At 64.3% G+C, this 16,898-nt stretch carries 18 protein-coding genes; 9 read left to right on the plus strand and 9 right to left on the minus strand.

Translation table 11 applies throughout. From position 1 onward, the window contains the following. Window positions 1–3: 3 nt before the first annotated feature. The 3 genes from LJX93_RS25305 to LJX93_RS25315 all read right to left on the minus strand — a co-directional run bounded on the left by LJX93_RS25305 (window position 4) and on the right by LJX93_RS25315 (window position 1,527). The gene (locus tag LJX93_RS25305) at window positions 4–798 is read right to left on the minus strand and encodes a thiazole synthase (protein WP_015272152.1); all 795 of its coding nucleotides are present in this window, start codon (window positions 796–798) and stop codon (window positions 4–6) included. Window positions 799–852: 54 nt separating this feature from the next. After that, window positions 853–1,053, minus strand: coding sequence for a sulfur carrier protein ThiS (gene thiS / locus LJX93_RS25310; protein ID WP_033702586.1), 201 nt, complete (start codon window positions 1,051–1,053; stop codon window positions 853–855). A 102-nt stretch (window positions 1,054–1,155) separates the two neighbouring features. Then, window positions 1,156–1,527, minus strand: a complete 372-nt coding sequence (locus tag LJX93_RS25315) for a DUF423 domain-containing protein (protein WP_033702030.1) — start codon at window positions 1,525–1,527, stop codon at window positions 1,156–1,158. 64 nt (window positions 1,528–1,591) lie between these two features. Between LJX93_RS25315 and mtgA the strand changes: the two genes are divergently transcribed. Continuing rightward, window positions 1,592–2,302 carry a monofunctional biosynthetic peptidoglycan transglycosylase gene (gene mtgA / locus LJX93_RS25320; RefSeq protein ID WP_033702031.1) on the plus strand — a complete coding sequence of 237 codons (711 nt, stop codon included), beginning with the start codon at window positions 1,592–1,594 and terminating at the stop codon, window positions 2,300–2,302. Between the two features lie 87 nt (window positions 2,303–2,389). Here mtgA and rpoH read toward each other — a convergent pair whose 3' ends face one another. The 4 genes from rpoH to ftsY form a co-directional block, all read right to left on the minus strand. Further along, complete coding sequence (gene rpoH, locus LJX93_RS25325) at window positions 2,390–3,244, minus strand: RNA polymerase sigma factor RpoH (protein WP_012312302.1); 855 nt, start codon at window positions 3,242–3,244, stop codon at window positions 2,390–2,392. Window positions 3,245–3,357: 113 nt separating this feature from the next. Next, window positions 3,358–4,380, minus strand: a complete 1,023-nt coding sequence (gene ftsX, locus LJX93_RS25330) for a permease-like cell division protein FtsX (protein ID WP_033702032.1) — start codon at window positions 4,378–4,380, stop codon at window positions 3,358–3,360. Continuing rightward, window positions 4,377–5,048 carry a cell division ATP-binding protein FtsE gene (gene ftsE, locus LJX93_RS25335; protein ID WP_027592328.1) on the minus strand — a complete coding sequence of 224 codons (672 nt, stop codon included), beginning with the start codon at window positions 5,046–5,048 and terminating at the stop codon, window positions 4,377–4,379. The genes ftsX and ftsE overlap by 4 nt, the downstream gene beginning before the upstream one ends. Then, window positions 5,045–6,514 (minus strand): signal recognition particle-docking protein FtsY, encoded by a 1,470-nt coding sequence (gene ftsY, locus LJX93_RS25340; protein ID WP_227696519.1) that lies wholly within the window; start codon window positions 6,512–6,514, stop codon window positions 5,045–5,047. The genes ftsE and ftsY overlap by 4 nt, the downstream gene beginning before the upstream one ends. A 231-nt stretch (window positions 6,515–6,745) precedes the next feature. Here ftsY and LJX93_RS25345 point away from each other — a divergent pair, with 231 nt between their 5' ends. The 5 genes from LJX93_RS25345 to LJX93_RS25365 all read left to right on the plus strand — a co-directional run bounded on the left by LJX93_RS25345 (window position 6,746) and on the right by LJX93_RS25365 (window position 11,586). Beyond that, window positions 6,746–8,101, plus strand: a complete 1,356-nt coding sequence (locus tag LJX93_RS25345; protein WP_033702034.1) for a M16 family metallopeptidase — start codon at window positions 6,746–6,748, stop codon at window positions 8,099–8,101. Beyond that, window positions 8,094–9,584, plus strand: coding sequence for a M16 family metallopeptidase (locus LJX93_RS25350; RefSeq protein WP_095063907.1), 1,491 nt, complete (start codon window positions 8,094–8,096; stop codon window positions 9,582–9,584). The genes LJX93_RS25345 and LJX93_RS25350 overlap by 8 nt, the downstream gene beginning before the upstream one ends. Beyond that, window positions 9,584–10,186, plus strand: coding sequence for a 16S rRNA (guanine(966)-N(2))-methyltransferase RsmD (gene rsmD, locus LJX93_RS25355; RefSeq protein ID WP_047582174.1), 603 nt, complete (start codon window positions 9,584–9,586; stop codon window positions 10,184–10,186). Before LJX93_RS25350 ends, rsmD begins: the two co-directional genes overlap by 1 nt. A 107-nt stretch (window positions 10,187–10,293) precedes the next feature. Next, window positions 10,294–10,533, plus strand: coding sequence for a hypothetical protein (locus LJX93_RS25360; RefSeq protein WP_033702037.1), 240 nt, complete (start codon window positions 10,294–10,296; stop codon window positions 10,531–10,533). A 60-nt stretch (window positions 10,534–10,593) separates the two neighbouring features. Continuing rightward, window positions 10,594–11,586, plus strand: coding sequence for a hydrolase (locus tag LJX93_RS25365; RefSeq protein WP_033702038.1), 993 nt, complete (start codon window positions 10,594–10,596; stop codon window positions 11,584–11,586). 12 nt (window positions 11,587–11,598) lie between these two features. Here the strand turns inward: LJX93_RS25365 and LJX93_RS25370 are convergent, their stop codons facing one another. Both LJX93_RS25370 and LJX93_RS25375 read right to left on the minus strand, forming a co-directional pair. After that, window positions 11,599–12,453: a sulfurtransferase gene (locus tag LJX93_RS25370; RefSeq protein ID WP_095063909.1), complete on the minus strand. Its 855-nt coding sequence runs from the start codon at window positions 12,451–12,453 to the stop codon at window positions 11,599–11,601. 35 nt (window positions 12,454–12,488) lie between these two features. Beyond that, window positions 12,489–13,154 carry a TetR/AcrR family transcriptional regulator gene (locus tag LJX93_RS25375; RefSeq protein ID WP_033702040.1) on the minus strand — a complete coding sequence of 222 codons (666 nt, stop codon included), beginning with the start codon at window positions 13,152–13,154 and terminating at the stop codon, window positions 12,489–12,491. 151 nt (window positions 13,155–13,305) lie between these two features. On the opposite strand from LJX93_RS25375, the gene LJX93_RS25380 reads away from it, so the two are divergent. From LJX93_RS25380 to LJX93_RS25390, 3 genes are read left to right on the plus strand one after another with little or no spacing between them, the layout of a single operon-like run. Further along, window positions 13,306–14,736 (plus strand): coniferyl aldehyde dehydrogenase, encoded by a 1,431-nt coding sequence (locus LJX93_RS25380; RefSeq protein ID WP_156309937.1) that lies wholly within the window; start codon window positions 13,306–13,308, stop codon window positions 14,734–14,736. A 10-nt stretch (window positions 14,737–14,746) separates the two neighbouring features. Next, entirely contained in the window at window positions 14,747–15,232 is a 486-nt protein-coding gene (locus LJX93_RS25385) for a hypothetical protein (RefSeq protein WP_047582168.1), read from the plus strand. 20 nt (window positions 15,233–15,252) lie between these two features. Beyond that, window positions 15,253–16,851 carry a GMC family oxidoreductase gene (locus tag LJX93_RS25390; protein WP_047582166.1) on the plus strand — a complete coding sequence of 533 codons (1,599 nt, stop codon included), beginning with the start codon at window positions 15,253–15,255 and terminating at the stop codon, window positions 16,849–16,851. Window positions 16,852–16,898 lie beyond the last annotated feature (47 nt).

The following is a 16,898-nucleotide window of genomic DNA, read 5'->3' on the forward strand; positions in this document are numbered from 1 at the left end:
CTCTTACTTGATCAGACCATCCAGCGGCGAAGAGGCGCTGGCATAGAGTTTCTTCGGCATGCGGCCGGCCAGGTAGGCCATGCGACCTGCCACGATGGCGTGCTTCATGGCTTCGGCCATCAGCACCGGTTGCTGGGCGTGGGCGATGGCCGAGTTCATCAGCACCGCCTCGCAACCCATTTCCATGGCGATGGTGGCATCGGAGGCGGTACCCACGCCGGCATCGACCAGCACCGGCACCTTGGATTCTTCCAGGATGATCTGCAGGTTGTAGGGGTTGCAGATGCCCAGGCCGGTACCGATCAGGCCTGCCAGCGGCATGACCGCAATGCAGCCGACTTCGGCCAGCTGACGGGCGATGATCGGGTCGTCGCTGGTGTATACCATCACGTCGAAACCGTCCTTGACCAGTACTTCAGCGGCCTTGAGGGTCTCGATCACGTTGGGGAACAACGTCTTCTGGTCGGCCAGGACTTCCAGCTTGACCAGGTTGTGGCCATCGAGCAGTTCACGGGCCAGGCGGCAGGTGCGCACGGCTTCGACCGCGTCGTAGCAGCCAGCGGTGTTCGGCAGGATGGTGTAACGGTCTGGCGGCAGTACGTCGAGCAGGTTCGGCTCGCCCGGGTTCTGGCCGATGTTGGTACGACGCACAGCGACGGTGACGATCTCGGCACCCGAGGCCTCGATGGCCAGGCGGGTTTCTTCCATGTCACGGTATTTGCCGGTGCCGACCAGCAGGCGCGACTGGAAAGTGCGCCCGGCCAGGGTAAAGGGCTTGTCGCTACGAACGTTGCTCATCGTTGTTCCTCGGGAAAAGGTTACTGGGCTTGCATGTGAACCGCCGAGCTGTAATCAGCCGCCGCCGATGGCGTGGACCACTTCGACCTGGTCGCCGTCGTTCAGCTGCGTGCTGTCATGCAGGCTACGCGGCACGATGTCCAGGTTCAGTTCCACGGCTACCCGGCGCCCGGTGAGTTCCAGGCGGGTCAGCAGGGCCGCGACGCTTTCGCCAGCGGGCAGTTCGTAAGGTTCACCGTTCAGTTGAATGCGCATGCGCACGGCCACCGTTGTTCTTTGGGGCCCGCATTCTAGCGCTGAACAACCCTTGAACCCAAGGGCGGTGCACGCCATTAGTCGCGATTGTGGACCGCTCGGTCAGCCCAGCCGCCAGGCTGCCAGGCCCAGGCACAACCAACCGGCCAGGAAGCACAGCCCGCCAATGGGCGTGATGATGCCGAGCTTGCTTACACCCGTCAGGGTCAGCAGGTACAGGCTACCGGAGAACAGTACGATACCCAGCGCGAACAGACCGCCGGCCCAGCCGACCAGGCGCCCAGGCAAGTGCGCCGCAAGCACGGCAACACCGAAAATCGCCAGGGCATGCACCAGTTGGTAGGTAACCCCGGTATGAAAGATGGCCAGGTAATCTGCCGTAAGGCGGTTTTTCAGCCCGTGCGCGGCAAATGCGCCCAAGGCCACACCGGTAAAGCCGAAAAAGGCGGCAAGCATCAGGAAGCTGCGAAGCATGGGAGGACTCCTACTATCGGGTCTGTATAATGGCCCCTTCCACCTGCCCGGCCAAGCCATCGACATGCTGCCATCCCTTATCCGCCGCCTCACCCGCGCCCTGCTCTGGTTCGCTGCCGGCAGTATCGTGCTGGTGCTGGTGTTTCGCTGGGTACCGCCACCCGGCACGGCGTTGATGGCCGAGCGCAAGGTGCAGTCCTGGGTGAGTGGCGAGCCAATCGACCTGCAGCGCGACTGGCAACCGTGGGAGAACATCGCCGATGACCTGAAGGTGGCGGTCATTGCCGGTGAAGACCAGAAGTTCGCCAGCCATTGGGGCTTTGACATCCCGGCCATTCAGGCAGCGCTGGCTTATAACGAACGTGGTGGCAACATTCGTGGGGCCAGTACCTTGACCCAACAGGTGGCCAAGAACCTGTTCCTGTGGTCGGGCCGCAGCTGGTTCCGCAAGGGCCTGGAGGCGTGGTTTACCGCGCTGATCGAGCTGTTCTGGTCGAAAGAGCGGATCCTCGAGGTTTACCTCAACAGCGCCGAATGGGGCAATGGGGTGTTTGGCGCCCAGGCTGCCGCGCGCTACCACTTCGGTGTCGATGCCAGCCGCCTCAGCCGCCAGCAGGCCGCGCAGTTGGCTGCCGTGCTGCCCAGCCCGATCAAGTGGAGCGCCAGCCGGCCCAGCGCCTATGTGGCCAATCGGGCGGGTTGGATCCGGCGGCAGATGAGCCAGCTGGGCGGGCCTAGCTACCTGATGCAGCTGGATGCCTCGCGCAAACTCTGATTATCCGGGGCTGCAGTGCAGCCCCAGAAGCCCATAAAAAAGCCGCACCCCTCACAGGGCACGGCTTTTCATCCAGCAAGGCGCGAATCAGGCCGCGATCAACGCCTTGACCTTGTTCATTGCGTTCTTTTCCAACTGCCGAATACGCTCGGCCGAAACGCTGTACTTGTCCGCCAGCTCGTGCAAGGTCGCCTTCTCTTCAGCCAACCAGCGCTGGTAGAGGATGTCACGGCTACGCTCGTCCAGGCCTTGCAACGCTTCGTGCAGGTTGCTGGTGGAGTTGTCACTCCAGTCGGCATCCTCCAGCTGTACCGCCGGATCGTAGCGGTGGTCTTCCAGATAATGCGCTGGCGACTGGAAAGCGCTGTCGTCGTCGGCTTCCGCCGCCGGGTCAAAGGCCATGTCCTGACCACTCAGCCGGCTTTCCATCTCACGCACTTCACGGGGTTCAACGCCAAGGCTTTCAGCCACGCGATGGACTTCATCGTTGTTCAGCCAGGCCAGACGCTTCTTCTGGCTGCGCAGGTTGAAGAACAGTTTGCGCTGGGCCTTGGTGGTAGCCACCTTGACGATGCGCCAGTTACGCAGGATGAATTCGTGGATTTCTGCCTTGATCCAGTGCACGGCAAAGGACACCAGGCGCACCCCCATCTCAGGGTTGAAGCGCTTGACGGCCTTCATCAAGCCGACGTTGCCTTCCTGAATCAGGTCGGCCTGGGCCAGGCCATAGCCTGCATAGCTACGGGCGATATGTACGACGAAACGCAGGTGGGCCATCACCATTTGCCGAGCGGCCTCAAGATCCTGCTCATAATAGAGACGCTCGGCCAGATCACGCTCCTGCTCGACCGTCAGCAGCGGGATGCTGTTGACCGTGTGCACATAGGCTTCCAGGTTTGCACCGGGTACCAAGGCATAGGCAGGTTGCAACGATGTGGTCATTCAAGAACCTCCGACTTACTAGACTCGCGCCTTGTGGGCACTGCCAACATTGACCGGAAACCGATGAACAAGTTCCCAAAACGGTAATAAAGTCAATGCTGGCACGGGAAAAACTATCGAGGCGCTAGCTCGTTCAAGTGGCGAGCGACCGCGATCCATGCACCGATATACCCTAACAGCACCGCTCCGATCAAGAGCGACAGACCATCGGACGCCGGCACGCCGCCAAGGGCGAAGTCACTGCCGTACAAGCCGGACAGCCCGACAACCGCCTGGTTCAGCCAGTTCAGGCCGAACGCCAGGATACCCCAGGCCAAGAAACCCGCACCCAGGCCGTACAAGGCACCCATGTACAGGAAAGGCCGGCGCACGTAGCTGTCGGTGCCGCCTACCAGCTTGATGACTTCGATCTCGGTGCGGCGGTTTTCAATATGTAGACGAATTGTGTTACCGATTACTAACAGCAACGCAGAAATCAGCATGACCGCCAACCCGAAGACAAAGCGGTCACCCAACTTGAGGATCGCCGCCAGGCGTTCGACCCATACCAAGTCCAGCTGTGCCACTTCGACCTTGGGCAGCTCCGATAGGCGCTGACGTAATGCCTCCAGCGCGGGCTTATCGACCTCGCTCGGGGTCACCACCACCACGCCAGGCAGCGGGTTTTCGGGGAGTTCACGCAAGGCCTCGCCCAGCCCGGACTGCTGCTGGAACTCTTCCAGCGCCTGGTCGCGGCTGACATACAACGCATCGGCCACCCCGGGCATGCGCTTGATCTCGTCACGCAGGGCCTCGCCTTCCTTGCTGCCAGCGTCAAGCTTCAGGTATAGCGAAATCTGCGCGGCGCGCTGCCAGGACCCGCCGAGCTTCTCGACGTTCTTCAGCAGCAACGACAGGCCCATGGGCATGCTCAAGGCCACGGCCATGACCAGGCAGGTAAAGAAGCTGCCGATCGGCTGCTTGCCGAGGCGACGCAAGCTGTCGGCCATGCTTGCCCGGTGGCTCTCCAGCCAGGCATGCAGCAAGGTGCGAAAGTCCGGGCCGTCATCGTCGTCGCGTTTTTTCTTTCCAGGCTGCGGGTCAGCGGGTTTCGGCGCAACCCGCTCGGAAACCTTCGGCGTACGTGTAGTGCTCATTGCCCGGCCTCCCCATCGCCGATCAGACGGCCGCGCTGCAGCGTCAGCATGCGGTGGCGCATGCGCGCGATCAGTGCCAGGTCGTGGCTGGCGATCAATACCGTGGTGCCCAGGCGGTTGATGTCCTCGAACACGCCCATGATCTCCGCGGCCAGGCGCGGGTCAAGGTTGCCGGTGGGTTCGTCGGCCAGCAACAGGGCTGGCTGATGGACGATGGCCCGCGCAATACCCACCCGCTGCTGCTGCCCCGTGGACAGGTCCGCCGGGAACAGCTCGCCCTTGTCGGCCAGCGACACACGCTCCAGCGCCGAATCCACGCGTTTGGTGATCTCGGCCTTGGACAAACCGAGGATCTGCAGCGGCAAGGCGATGTTGTTGAACACCGTGCGATCGAACAGCAACTGGTGGTTCTGGAACACCACACCGATCTGCCGACGCAGGAAGGGGATCTGCGCATTGCTGATCTGGCCCAGGTCCTGCCCTGCCAGCAGCAGCTTGCCGCTGGTCGGGCGTTCCATGGCCAGCAGCAAACGCAACAAAGTGCTCTTACCGGCACCCGAGTGCCCGGTGACGAACAGGAATTCGCCCCGGCGCGCCCGGAAACTCAGCTCATGCAAGCCTACATGGCCATTGGGATAGCGCTTGGCGACCTGTTCGAATCGGATCATGGATGCTCTCGCTCGGCGAACAGCGCCTTGACGAACGGCTCGGCTTCAAAGGTGCGCAGGTCGTCGATACCTTCGCCGACACCGATGAAACGGATCGGGATGCTGAATTGCTTGGCCAGGGCGAAGATCACCCCGCCCTTGGCGGTGCCGTCCAGCTTGGTCAGCGCCAGGCCAGTCAGCTCGACGCTCTGGTTGAAGTACTTGGCCTGGCTGATGGCGTTCTGGCCGGTACCGGCGTCGAGCACCAGCAGCACCTCGTGAGGCGCCTCGGCGTCGAGCTTGCCGATGACCCGGCGAACCTTCTTCAGCTCTTCCATCAAGTTGTCCTTGGTGTGCAGACGGCCGGCCGTGTCGGCGATCAGCACATCGACGCCACGGGCCTTGGCGGCCTGCACGGCATCGAAGATCACCGAGGCGGAGTCGGCACCGGTGTGCTGGGCGATCACCGGGATCTGGTTACGCTCGCCCCAGACCTGCAACTGCTCAACGGCCGCAGCGCGGAAAGTGTCGCCCGCGGCCAGCATGACCTTCTTGCCCTCCAACTGCAGCTTCTTGGCCATCTTGCCGATGGTGGTGGTCTTGCCAGCGCCGTTCACGCCGACCACCAGGATCACGTAGGGCTTGTTCTGCGCCTGGACCTTCAGCGGCTGCTCGACCGGGCGCAGCAGCGCGGCCAGTTCTTCCTGCAGCGACTTGTACAACGCATCGGCATCGGCCAGTTGCTTGCGGGCAACCTTCTGGGTCAGGTTCTGGACAATGGCCGAGGTCGCTTCGACGCCGACGTCGGCGGTCAGCAGGCGGGTTTCGATCTCGTCGAGCAGGTCATCATCGATAACCTTCTTGCCCATGAACAGGCTGGCCATGCCTTCGCCGATGCTGGCACTGGTCTTGGACAGGCCTTGCTTGAGGCGGGCGAAGAAGCCGGGCTTGGACTGTTCGGTGGCGACCGGTACGGCAACCGGTTCAGCTTCGACCGGGGCAGGCGCTGCGACTACCGGGCGTTCAGGGATCGCTGGCGGGGCGATAGGCTCCAGGTCCGGCACCAGGGCCACGGGCTCTTCGGCGACCGGCAGCACCAGGTTGCTGACAGGCGGTTCTGCGCCGCGAACTACCGGGGCTTCAGGGGCTTGCACCAGCGGCGAAGGGCTTTCGACCGGTGTGGCGGCTTGCGGATTCGCGGGCAAGCCCGCACCTGCCGCTGGCTGCTCGGGCTCGGGGGCCTTGAAGGCAGCAGGCGGCAGCGCAGGCTGAGGCACCTCGGGAGCAACCGGGGCCAAAGGCGCGAGCGGCGGCGCTTCAGGCAGCTCGACGGCAGGCTGCGGCGCTACCGGTTCAGCAGACTGTGGCTCGGGCGTTTGCGGCTGTTCGGCGACAGGTTGCTGCGGCTTCTTGCGAAACCAGCTGAACAGGCCTTTCTTTTCGCCAGACTCGGCCGGCGCTTTTTTGTCGTCGTTGGAACCAAACATGGAGGACGGCTATCTCAGGGTAGCGATGCGCCAGCAATGGCGCATCGGGAATTCTCTATACGCAGAACAGACTATCTTGAAGCCGGCTGGTTCATGCGCAACGTTTTGTCTTAGTGTCCTGCGGGCCAGAACGGCGACAGGCATGGTCGCCAGGCAACCGGATCAGTATCCTAGCACCTCCTGGCCCGCCGACGCTAAACCCTGCGGGCCGCCGAACAGGTTAAACACCGTATGAATGCTCTAGCCCGCCGCGCCGCTGGCCTGTTGCTCGGCACGCTCTGCCTGCCGCTCGCGGCCTTCGCCGCCGATGTGCAACCGACTCACGAATTCATCCTCGACAATGGCCTCAAGGTGATCGTGCGCGAAGACCACCGCGCACCGGTCGTGGTCTCGCAGATCTGGTACAAGGTTGGCTCCAGCTACGAGACCCCGGGCCAGACCGGCCTGTCCCACGCCCTGGAACACATGATGTTCAAGGGTAGCGCCAAAGTCGGCCCCGGCGAGGGCTCGCGCATCCTGCGGGACCTGGGCGCCGAAGAAAACGCCTTCACCAGCGACGATTACACGGCCTACTACCAGGTGCTGGCCCGCGACCGCCTGCCAGTGGCCCTGGAACTCGAAGCCGACCGCCTGGCCAGCCTACGCCTGCCCGCCGACGAGTTCAGCCGCGAAATCGAAGTGATCAAGGAAGAGCGCCGCCTGCGCACCGATGATCAGCCCAACTCGAAAGCATTCGAGCTGTTCCGCGCCATGGCCTACCCGGCCAGTGGCTATCACACCCCGACCATCGGCTGGATGGCCGACCTCGAACGCATGAAGGTCGAGGAGCTGCGGCACTGGTACGAATCCTGGTACGCGCCCAACAACGCCACCCTGGTGGTGGTCGGCGATGTCACCGTCGACGAGGTCAAGGGCCTGGCGCAAAAGTACTTCGCCGGCATTCCCAAACGCGCGGTCCCGCCAGCCAAGCTGCCGCTGGAGCTGGCCGAGCCAGGCCAGCGCCAACTGACCCTGCACGTGCGCACGCAGTTGCCAAGCCTGATCTACGGCTTCAACGTACCCGGCCTGGCGACCACCCAGGAGCCGAGCACGGTGCACGCCCTGCGCCTGATCTCGGCCTTGCTCGACGGCGGCTACAGTGCCCGCATGCCGGCCCGCCTGGAGCGCGGTCAGGAGCTGGTGGCCGGGGCGTCGTCCAGCTACAACGCCTTCACCCGTGGTGACAGCCTGTTCCTGATCTCGGCCACGCCGAACGTGCAGAAGCAGAAAACCCTGGCAGACGTGGAAAAGGGCATCTGGCAACTGCTCGAAGAGCTCAAGACCACGCCCCCTAGCGCCGAGGAGCTCGAACGCGTGCGCGCCCAGGTGATCGCCGGCCTGGTCTACGATCGCGACTCCATCAGCAGCCAAGCCACCACCATCGGCCAGCTGGAGACCGTGGGCCTGTCCTGGAAGCTGATCGACAGCGAACTGGACGAGCTCAAGCGCGTGACCCCGCAAGACATCCAGAACGCTGCGCGCACCTACTTCACCCGCGAACGCCTGAGCGTTGCCCATGTACTGCCCGAGGAGTCCGCTCATGAGTGATCGTCGCGCACCACGCCTCACCCTGCTGGCTACGGGCATCCGCGCCCTTACGCTGGCGGCAGTGCTGGCGGCCCCGGCCCTGGCCGACAACGCGCCGAAGGCCGACAGCACTGCGGCCCGCCCGGCCAATACCCTGCAGTCACTGGCCGAGCTGGATGGCAAGGCGCCCAGCCGGCGCCAGCTGAACATCCAGAACTGGACCACCGCCGAAGGCGCCCGGGTGCTGTTCGTCGAAGCCCGCGAACTGCCGATGTTCGACCTGCGCGTCACATTCGCCGCCGGTAGCAGCCAGGACGGCGCCACGCCAGGCCTGGCCGCCTTGACCAACGCCATGCTCAACGAGGGCGTGGCAGGCAAGGACGTGACCGCCATTGCCGAAGGCTTCGAAGGCCTCGGCGCAGACTTCGGCAACGGCTCGTACCGCGACATGGCCGTGGCCTCGCTGCGCAGCCTGAGCACCCAGGACAAGCGCGAACCGGCGCTCAAACTGTTCGCCGAGGTCGCCGGCAAGCCCACGTTCCCGGAGGACGCCCTCAAGCGCATCAAGAACCAGATGCTGGCCGGCTTCGAATACGAGAAGCAGAACCCCGGCAAGATCGCTGGCAAGGCGCTGTTCGGCAAGCTCTACGGCGACCATCCCTACGCTCACCCGAGCGACGGCACCGCCGAAAGCATCAACGGTATCACCCTGGCACAGCTGCGCGCCTTCCATGCCAAGGCCTACACCGCCGGCAATGCGGTCATCGCCCTGGTCGGCGACCTCAGCCGCGCCGAAGCCGAAGCCATTGCCGCCCAGGTTTCCGCCGGCCTGCCCAAGGGCCCGGCGCTGGCGGCACCGGCCCAGCCCGCTGAGCCCAAGGCGGGCCTGACCCACATTGACTTCCCGTCCAAACAGACCCACCTGATGCTGGCTGAACTGGGTATCGACCGTCAGGACCCAGACTGGCCAGCCCTGTCGCTGGGCAACCAGATCCTTGGCGGTGGCGCGTTCGGCACCCGCCTGATGAGTGAAGTACGTGAAAAGCGCGGCCTCACCTACGGCGTCTACTCGGTGTTCAGCCCGATGCAGGTGCGCGGCCCGTTCATGATCAACCTGCAAACCCGCGCCGAACTCAGCGAAGGCACACTCAAGCTGGTCCAGGACATTCTTGCCGACTACCTGAAAAGCGGCCCGACCCAGCAAGAGCTGGACGACGCCAAGCGCGAGCTGGCCGGCAGCTTCCCGCTGTCCAATGCCAGCAACGCCAGTATCGTCGGCCAACTGGGGGCCATCGGCTTCTACAACCTGCCGCTGACCTGGCTCGAGGACTTCATGCAGCAGTCCCAGGCCCTTACCGTCGAACAGGTCAAGGCCGCCATGAACAAACATCTGTCAGCCGATAAACTGGTGATCGTCACCGCTGGCCCCAAGGTGCCGCAAAAACCGCTGCCAGCCCCCACTGACAAGCCCGCCGAGCAACCGCCCGGCGTACCGGAGCACTAATGCCAAGATCCACCCCTCCCGCCCGCCCTCAAACGGGCCAAAGCAAGGGCCAGGGCCACCTGCGCATCATCGCCGGCGAGTGGCGCAGCCGCCGCCTGGCGGTGCCTGAAGGCGACGGCCTGCGGCCAACGCCTGACCGCGTGCGCGAAACCGTGTTCAACTGGCTTGCGCCTTACATCGAAGGCGCCCGGGTGCTGGATGCCTTTACCGGCAGCGGTGCTCTGGTGCTCGAAGCCTTGTCTCGCGGCGCCGAAGATGCCGTGGCCCTGGACAGCAATCCAGCCGCCATCAGCAACCTCAAGGACAACCTCGAGCTGCTGCGCTGCCCACGCGGGCAGATCCTGCAGACCGACGCGCTGCGCTACCTGCAAAACCCGGCCAAGCAGCAGTTCGACGTCGTGTTCCTCGACCCGCCTTTCCATCAGGACCTGCTGGCCAACACCTGCAACCTGCTGGAGCAGAACCAGTGGCTGCGTGAACAGGCGTGGATCTACACCGAAAGCGAGACCGCGCCCTCGGCCTTGCAAATGCCCGGTAACTGGCGCCTGCACCGCGAGAAAAAGACCGGCCAGGTGCATTACGCGCTTTGGCAGCGCGGCTGACCGCCCGACTGCACGCCGGTTTACCGTGTTGGCGTAATTAGTTACAGCACAGTAACCGGCGCCATGGCTGAAGCTGCTCCTTCGTTTCTTGCAGGAGCACTTGCGTCATGTCCGAACACCCGTTGCGCGGTGTTGCCAGGAACAACAGCCTGGCCGCGCTACTCACCAATACCACCTATCAGCGGCAAGCGGATGACCACCTGAATACCTACATCGAGCGCTTGACCCAGCTAACCCCGGAGGTGGTCCGCGAAGTCATGCAACGCAGGTTCGACCAGACGCGCCAGGTGCTTGTCAGCGTCGGCCCGCTGGTGAACCAACAACCGCTGCCGGCTCTCGACCAATAGCGCAGGTACAGGGGCAGCGTTTCATGGCACTCTAGGCAGGCACATCACGAGTCGCCCAGCATGCCCAGCCTCACTGCCCATTTTCGCCCGGCCGTCGGCCTGTCCAATCCGCACCTGCAAACCTTGTGGGGCCCGCTCTGGCGCAAGCTGCCAGCGCTGGAGCGCGACCGCGAACGGCTGTGGCTGGCCGATGGCGATTTCATCGACCTCGACTGGCATGGCCCGCACCAGGCGGATGCGCCGCTGGTGCTGGTGCTGCACGGGCTGACCGGGTCTTCCCACTCGCCTTACGTCAAAGGCTTGCAGCAAGCCCTGCAGGGCCGCGGCTGGGCAAGCGTGGCGGTGAACTGGCGCGGTTGTTCGGGCGAGCCGAACCTGCTGCCGCGCAGCTACCACTCCGGCGCCAGCGAGGACCTGGCAGAAATCGTCGCGCACCTGCGCGCCCAGCGCCCATTGGCGCCACTTTATGCTGTGGGTTATTCGTTGGGTGGCAATGTGCTGCTCAAATACCTGGGCGAAAGCGGCTCGGCCAGCCAGCTGGAGGCTGCGGTCGCGGTGTCGGTGCCGTTTCGCCTGGACCAGTGTGCCGACCGTATCGGCCAGGGTTTTTCGAAGGTCTACCAGGCCCATTTCATGCGCGAGATGCTGGCCTATGTACAGCTCAAGCAGCGCCACTTCCATGAGAAGGGCGAACACGAGCGGCTAGCAGCCCTGCAACGGCTCGGGCCCCTGACCAAACTGCGCACCTTCTGGGACTTCGACGGCAGGGTCACTGCGCCGCTCAATGGTTTCAACGATGCGCACGACTACTACCGCCGCTCATCGAGCCGCTTCTTCTTGGGCGAGAACCGCACGCCGACCCTGATCATCCACGCCAGCGACGATCCATTCGTGTCCAGCCACAGCTTGCCCTTGGCCAGCGAACTGGCAGCGCAGACGCAGTTTGAACTGCACAATCGCGGTGGCCATGTGGGTTTTGTCGATGGCAGCCTGCGCAACCCGGGGTATTACCTGGAACGGCGGATTCCGCAGTGGCTGGTAGAAGGCGCGTAGCAGCAGCCCGGGTCAATCCCCGGTCGCCACCCCACGCGCCGGATCATTGATCCACTCGCTCCACGACCCTGCATACAGCCGCCCCAGCGGATAGCCCGCCAGTGCCAGGGCAAACAGATTGTGGCAAGCCGTCACCCCCGATCCGCAGTAGGCCACCAACTGCTCTGGCGAGCGCCCCGCCAACTTTTCGGCAAACCGTTGCTTGAGTGCGTCGGCCGGTAGAAAACGCCCGTCGGCCCCCAGGTTGTCGGTAAACGCCGCGCACTGCGCACCAGGAATGTGCCCAGCAACCGGGTCGATCGGCTCGACTTCACCGCGAAAGCGCGGCAAGCCTCTGGCGTCGATCAACGTCAGCCCCGCATCGCCCAGGTGCTTGGCCAAGTGCTCGGCATCGATCAGCAACGTGTTATCCGGCTCACCTGTGAACGTACCCTTGTACTTGGGGGGTGGGTCCAGGCTCAACGGCAGGTGCGCTGCATGCCATGCCTTGAGGCCGCCATCGAGGATCGACACGCCACTGCGCTTGCCCAGCCAGGCCAGCAACCACCAGGCGCGGGCGGCAAATGCACCGGGGCCGTCGTCGTAGAGCACCACCTGGCTGTCATCGTCCAGCCCCCACTCGCGCAGGCGCTCAACCAGCCGCCCCGCATCCGGTAATGGGTGGCGCCCCGTGCGTCCCTTGCTTACCGGGCCACTGAGGTCGCGCTCAAGGTCGGCGAAGTGGGCCCCGGCAATATGCCCCTCGGCATAGCTGCGTTGGCCATAGTCCACATCCTCGAGGGCAAAGCGGCAGTCGAGAATCACCAGATCGGGCGAGCCCAGACGCTCGGCCAACTGTTGCGGGGTGATCAATTGCGCAAGGGGCATGACTATCTCCTGATCGATGGCACTCGTGCCCTGGTTTACAGTTCCAGGGCCTGGTTGAACGGTACATGGAATTCCTGGCACAGCGCGTCCACGGCATTGCGGGCGTCAACGGTGACGAAGCCGAGCTCCAGCACCAGTACCTGATAGACGCCGCGCTTGAAGGCTTCTTCACCCAGGTGCGCGGAGTGCTCACGCGTGGTGCTGAGAAAACGCACCCATGACGTCAGCACGATCCAGGCGTTGATGGTCAGCGACTCGATCTGCGCCGGCGCCATGGCCAGGATCCCCGCGTCGACAAAGCCCCGGTAGATCGCCTGGCCCTGGCGCAGGCAGCGCTCGGAAAACCGCCGATAGCGCGCGGCCAGCTCGGGGTCGCTGTCCAGCAGGTGTTCCAGGTCGCGGTGCAGGAAGCGGTAGTTCCACATCGCCGCGAGCAGGGCCTTGAGGTAGAAACGCTTGTCTTCCACCGTTGCGGCTCGCCCTTGAGGCGGGCGCAGAAAACTGTCCACCAGCGCTTCGTACTGGCTGAACAACAGGGCGATGATCGCCTGCTTGTTGGGGAAGTGGTAATAGAGGTTGCCGGGCGAGATTTCCATGTGCGCGGCAATATGGTTGGTGCTGACGCTACGTTCGCCCTGCTGGTTGAACAGCTCCAGGCTGTTCTGCACGATGCGCTCTCGGGTCTTCATGCGCGGGGCCATGCTCAGCTCCCAGTCTGCGGGCCTTGGTCAAAGGGTCATCTTACGGCTTATCCGCTGTGGAATGCACCGCTCGAACCCCAGGAAAAATTCGCACCATGGTACCGATTAGAGTATAGGCTCTAGCAACTCCCTCGCCCGGACTCGCGCCGATATGACCTCGCCCGTTGCCTTGCCTCCTGTGCATTCCGACCTCGACCTGACGGCGAGGTTCGCCGCTCAACGCCAGGCTTTTGCCGGCAACCCCACGCCACCGGCGGCGCAGCGCCGCCAGTGGCTGAAGAGCCTGCGCGAGGCACTACTGGTGGGCCAGGCGCAACTGATCGAAGCCATCGACCAGGACTTTGACGGGCGTAGTGCCGACGAGACCTTGCTGGCTGAACTGCTGCCCTCGATCCAGGGCCTGCGACACGCCGAAAGGCATTTGCAACGCTGGATGCGCCCCAGCCGGCGCCGCGTAGGCCTGGCCTTCCAGCCCGCCAGCGGGCAGGTGCACTACCAACCCTTGGGGGTCGTCGGCATCATCGTGCCGTGGAACTACCCGTTGTTTCTCGCCATCGGCCCGCTGACCTGCGCCCTGGCAGCGGGCAACCGGGTCATGCTAAAGCTCAGCGAAGCAACGCCGGCCAGTGCCCAGGCACTCAAGCAGTTGCTGGCGCGCGTGTACCCCGAAGACCTGGTCAGTGTGGTGCTGGGTGAGGTCGAGGTTGGCCAGGCTTTTGCTCGCCTGCCGTTCGACCACCTGCTGTTCACCGGCGCTACCAGCGTGGGCCGCCAGGTCATGCTGGCTGCGGCCCACAACCTGACCCCGGTGACCCTGGAACTGGGCGGCAAATCGCCGGCCATCGTCTCGGCCAGCGTGCCGCTGGACAGCGCGGCCGAGCGCATTGCCTTCGGCAAGACCCTGAACGCCGGCCAGACCTGCGTAGCCCCCGATTACGTGCTGGTGCCGCGCGAACGGCTGCAGGCCTTCAGTGACGCCTACCAGCTCGCCGTTCGCCGCCTGTACCCACATATCGCCGACAACCCCGACTACACCGCCATCATCAACCCGCGGCAGCTGCAGCGCCTGCAGCACCTGCTGGACGACGCCCGCGACCAAGGCGCCGAGGTGCTCGACCTGTACCCTGGCGAACCCCGCCAGGGGCGACGCCTGCCCCCTCACCTGCTGCTAGGGGTGAACGATGGCATGCAGGTGATGCAGGACGAAATTTTCGGCCCGCTGTTGCCGCTGGTGCCCTATGACACCCTCGACCAAGCCTTGGCCTACATCAACCAGCGCCCACGCCCCCTGGCCCTCTACTACTTCGGCTACGAGCGCAGCGAGCAGGAGCATGTACTGCGCCACACCCACTCCGGTGGCGTGTGCCTGAACGACACCCTGCTGCATGTCGCCCAGGACGACCTGCCCTTTGGCGGCATAGGGCCTTCCGGGATGGGGCACTACCACGGCCACGACGGCTTCCTGACCTTCAGCAAAGCCAAGGCGGTGCTGGCCAAGCAACGCCTGAACGCTGCCCGGCTGATCTACCCGCCTTACGGCAAGGCCTTGCAGCGCCTGGTCTACAAGCTGTTCATCCGCTGAGCCCTGGCCCATGCAGCGCCGCGACCTGCTCCGTTTCAGCCTGGGAGCCAGTGCCTTCCTCGCCACCACCAGCCTGGTCGGCTGCACGGCGCAGTCGCCCGCAACCGGCTATCGGGCACTGCGCGACGACGACCTGCCCCTGCTGAGCGCGCTGATCCCGGTGGTGCTTGCCGGCACCCAGGCCGTCGATGGGCTGGTGCTGCACAGCCTTGATCACAAACTGGCGGCGCTGTCGCCAGAGATGCTCAAGCTCACCCGGCAATTGTTCGACGTGCTCAGCCTGCCGCTGACCCGTGGCCCCCTGACCGGTATCTGGGGCGCCTGGCAGCAAGCCAGCGCCGAGCAGATCAACGCGTTTCTGCAACGCTGGCAGGGCAGCTCGCTGAACCTGCTGCGCATGGGCCATGCGTCGCTGCTGCAACTGCTGCTGATGGCCTGGTACGAACGCCCGGAAGCCTGGGCGGCCTGCGGCTACCCAGGGCCACCGAAGATCTGACCACAACAAGAGCACCGCCAATGCCTGTAATCGACCCGTTTCGCCAAGGCCTCGAACGCGGCTGGATCACCCACGACGGCTCGCGCCTGGCGAATGATCTGACCCTGCAAGCGGACATCGCCGTGATCGGCAGCGGCGCGGGCGGCGCCACCAGTGCGCAGTTGCTCAGCGCCGCCGGGTTCAAGGTATTGCTGATCGAAGAAGGCCCACTGAAGACCAGCAGCGACTTCCACCTGCTGGAGAGCGAAGCTTACGCGAGCCTATATCAGGAGGGCTTGGGGCGGATGAGCAAGGATGGCGCCATCACCATTCTGCAGGGCCGCGCCGTGGGCGGCACCACGCTGGTCAACTGGACTTCGAGCTTTCGCACACCGCCACAGACCCTGGCCCATTGGGCCCAGGAGCACCAGGTCAGCGGTTTGAGCAACGAAGCATTAGCCCCCTGGTTCGAACGCATCGAACAGCAGTTGGGCATCAGCCCCTGGGCCTTGCCGCCAAATGCCAACAACGAAGTGCTGCGCCGTGGCTGCGAACAGCTCGGCTATCGTTGGGCGGTGATACCGCGCAATGTGCGCGGTTGCTGGAACCTTGGCTATTGCGGCATGGGCTGCCCGGTCAATGCCAAGCAGTCGATGCTGGTGACCAGCATACCGGCCACCCTCGACCACGGTGGCGAGCTGCTGTACCTGGCCCGGGCAGAGCGCTTCGAGCACGACGGCGAACGCATCGCCGGGTTGCAGTGCAGCGCCCTGGACGCCAACGGGATAAACACCACCGGCAAGCAGATCAGCGTGCGCGCCCGGCACTACATTTTGGCGGGAGGCGGTATCAACAGCCCGGCGCTGTTGCTGCGCTCCAACGCTCCCGACCCGCACGCGCGCCTGGGCAAACGCACTTTCCTGCACCTGGTCAACTTCAGCGCGGCACGTTTCAACGCACGCATCGACCCCTATTACGGCGCCCCGCAATCGATCTACAGCGACCATTTTCAATGGGTGGGCGGCAGCGACGGCCCGATCGGCTACAAACTCGAAGTGCCGCCTCTGCACCCTGCCCTGGCCAGCACCCTGCTGGGCGGGCATGGCAACGACAATGCCCAGCGCATGGCCGAGCTGCCGCACACCCACGTGATGCTGGCGTTGCTGCGCGATGGCTTCCACCCCCAAAGCCAGGGAGGCGCCGTCGAGCTGCGCGGCGATGGCTCACCGGTGCTGGATTACCCGGTCAACGATTACCTGCGCGACGGTTTGCGTCGCGCCTACCGCAGCATGGCGCACATCCAGTTTGCCGCCGGTGCCACGCGGGTACTGCCGGTGCACGGCGATGCCCGCTACGCCAGCAGCCTGAGTGAAGCCCTGACGATGATCGACGAGCTGTCACTGGCGCCGTACCGCACACGCCTGGGCAGCGCCCATGTGATGGGCGGCTGCGCCCTCGGTGAAGACCCGCGCCAGGCGGTGTGCAACAGCTTGGGCCAGCACCACCAACTGGAAAACCTGTCGATTCACGACGGCTCGCTGTTCCCCACCAGCATCGGCGCCAACCCGCAATTATCGGTTTACGCCCTCAGCGCAAAGCTCACCGATGCCCTGATCACCCGCCTGGCACACAACGCATGACAACAAATGCACCCACTGTCTATAGTGCCATCAGCCGGCCGCACGAC

It is taken from the genome of Pseudomonas sp. HN2-3 (genome assembly GCF_020691745.1).
Classification (GTDB): Bacteria; Pseudomonadota; Gammaproteobacteria; order Pseudomonadales; family Pseudomonadaceae; genus Aquipseudomonas; species Aquipseudomonas capeferrum.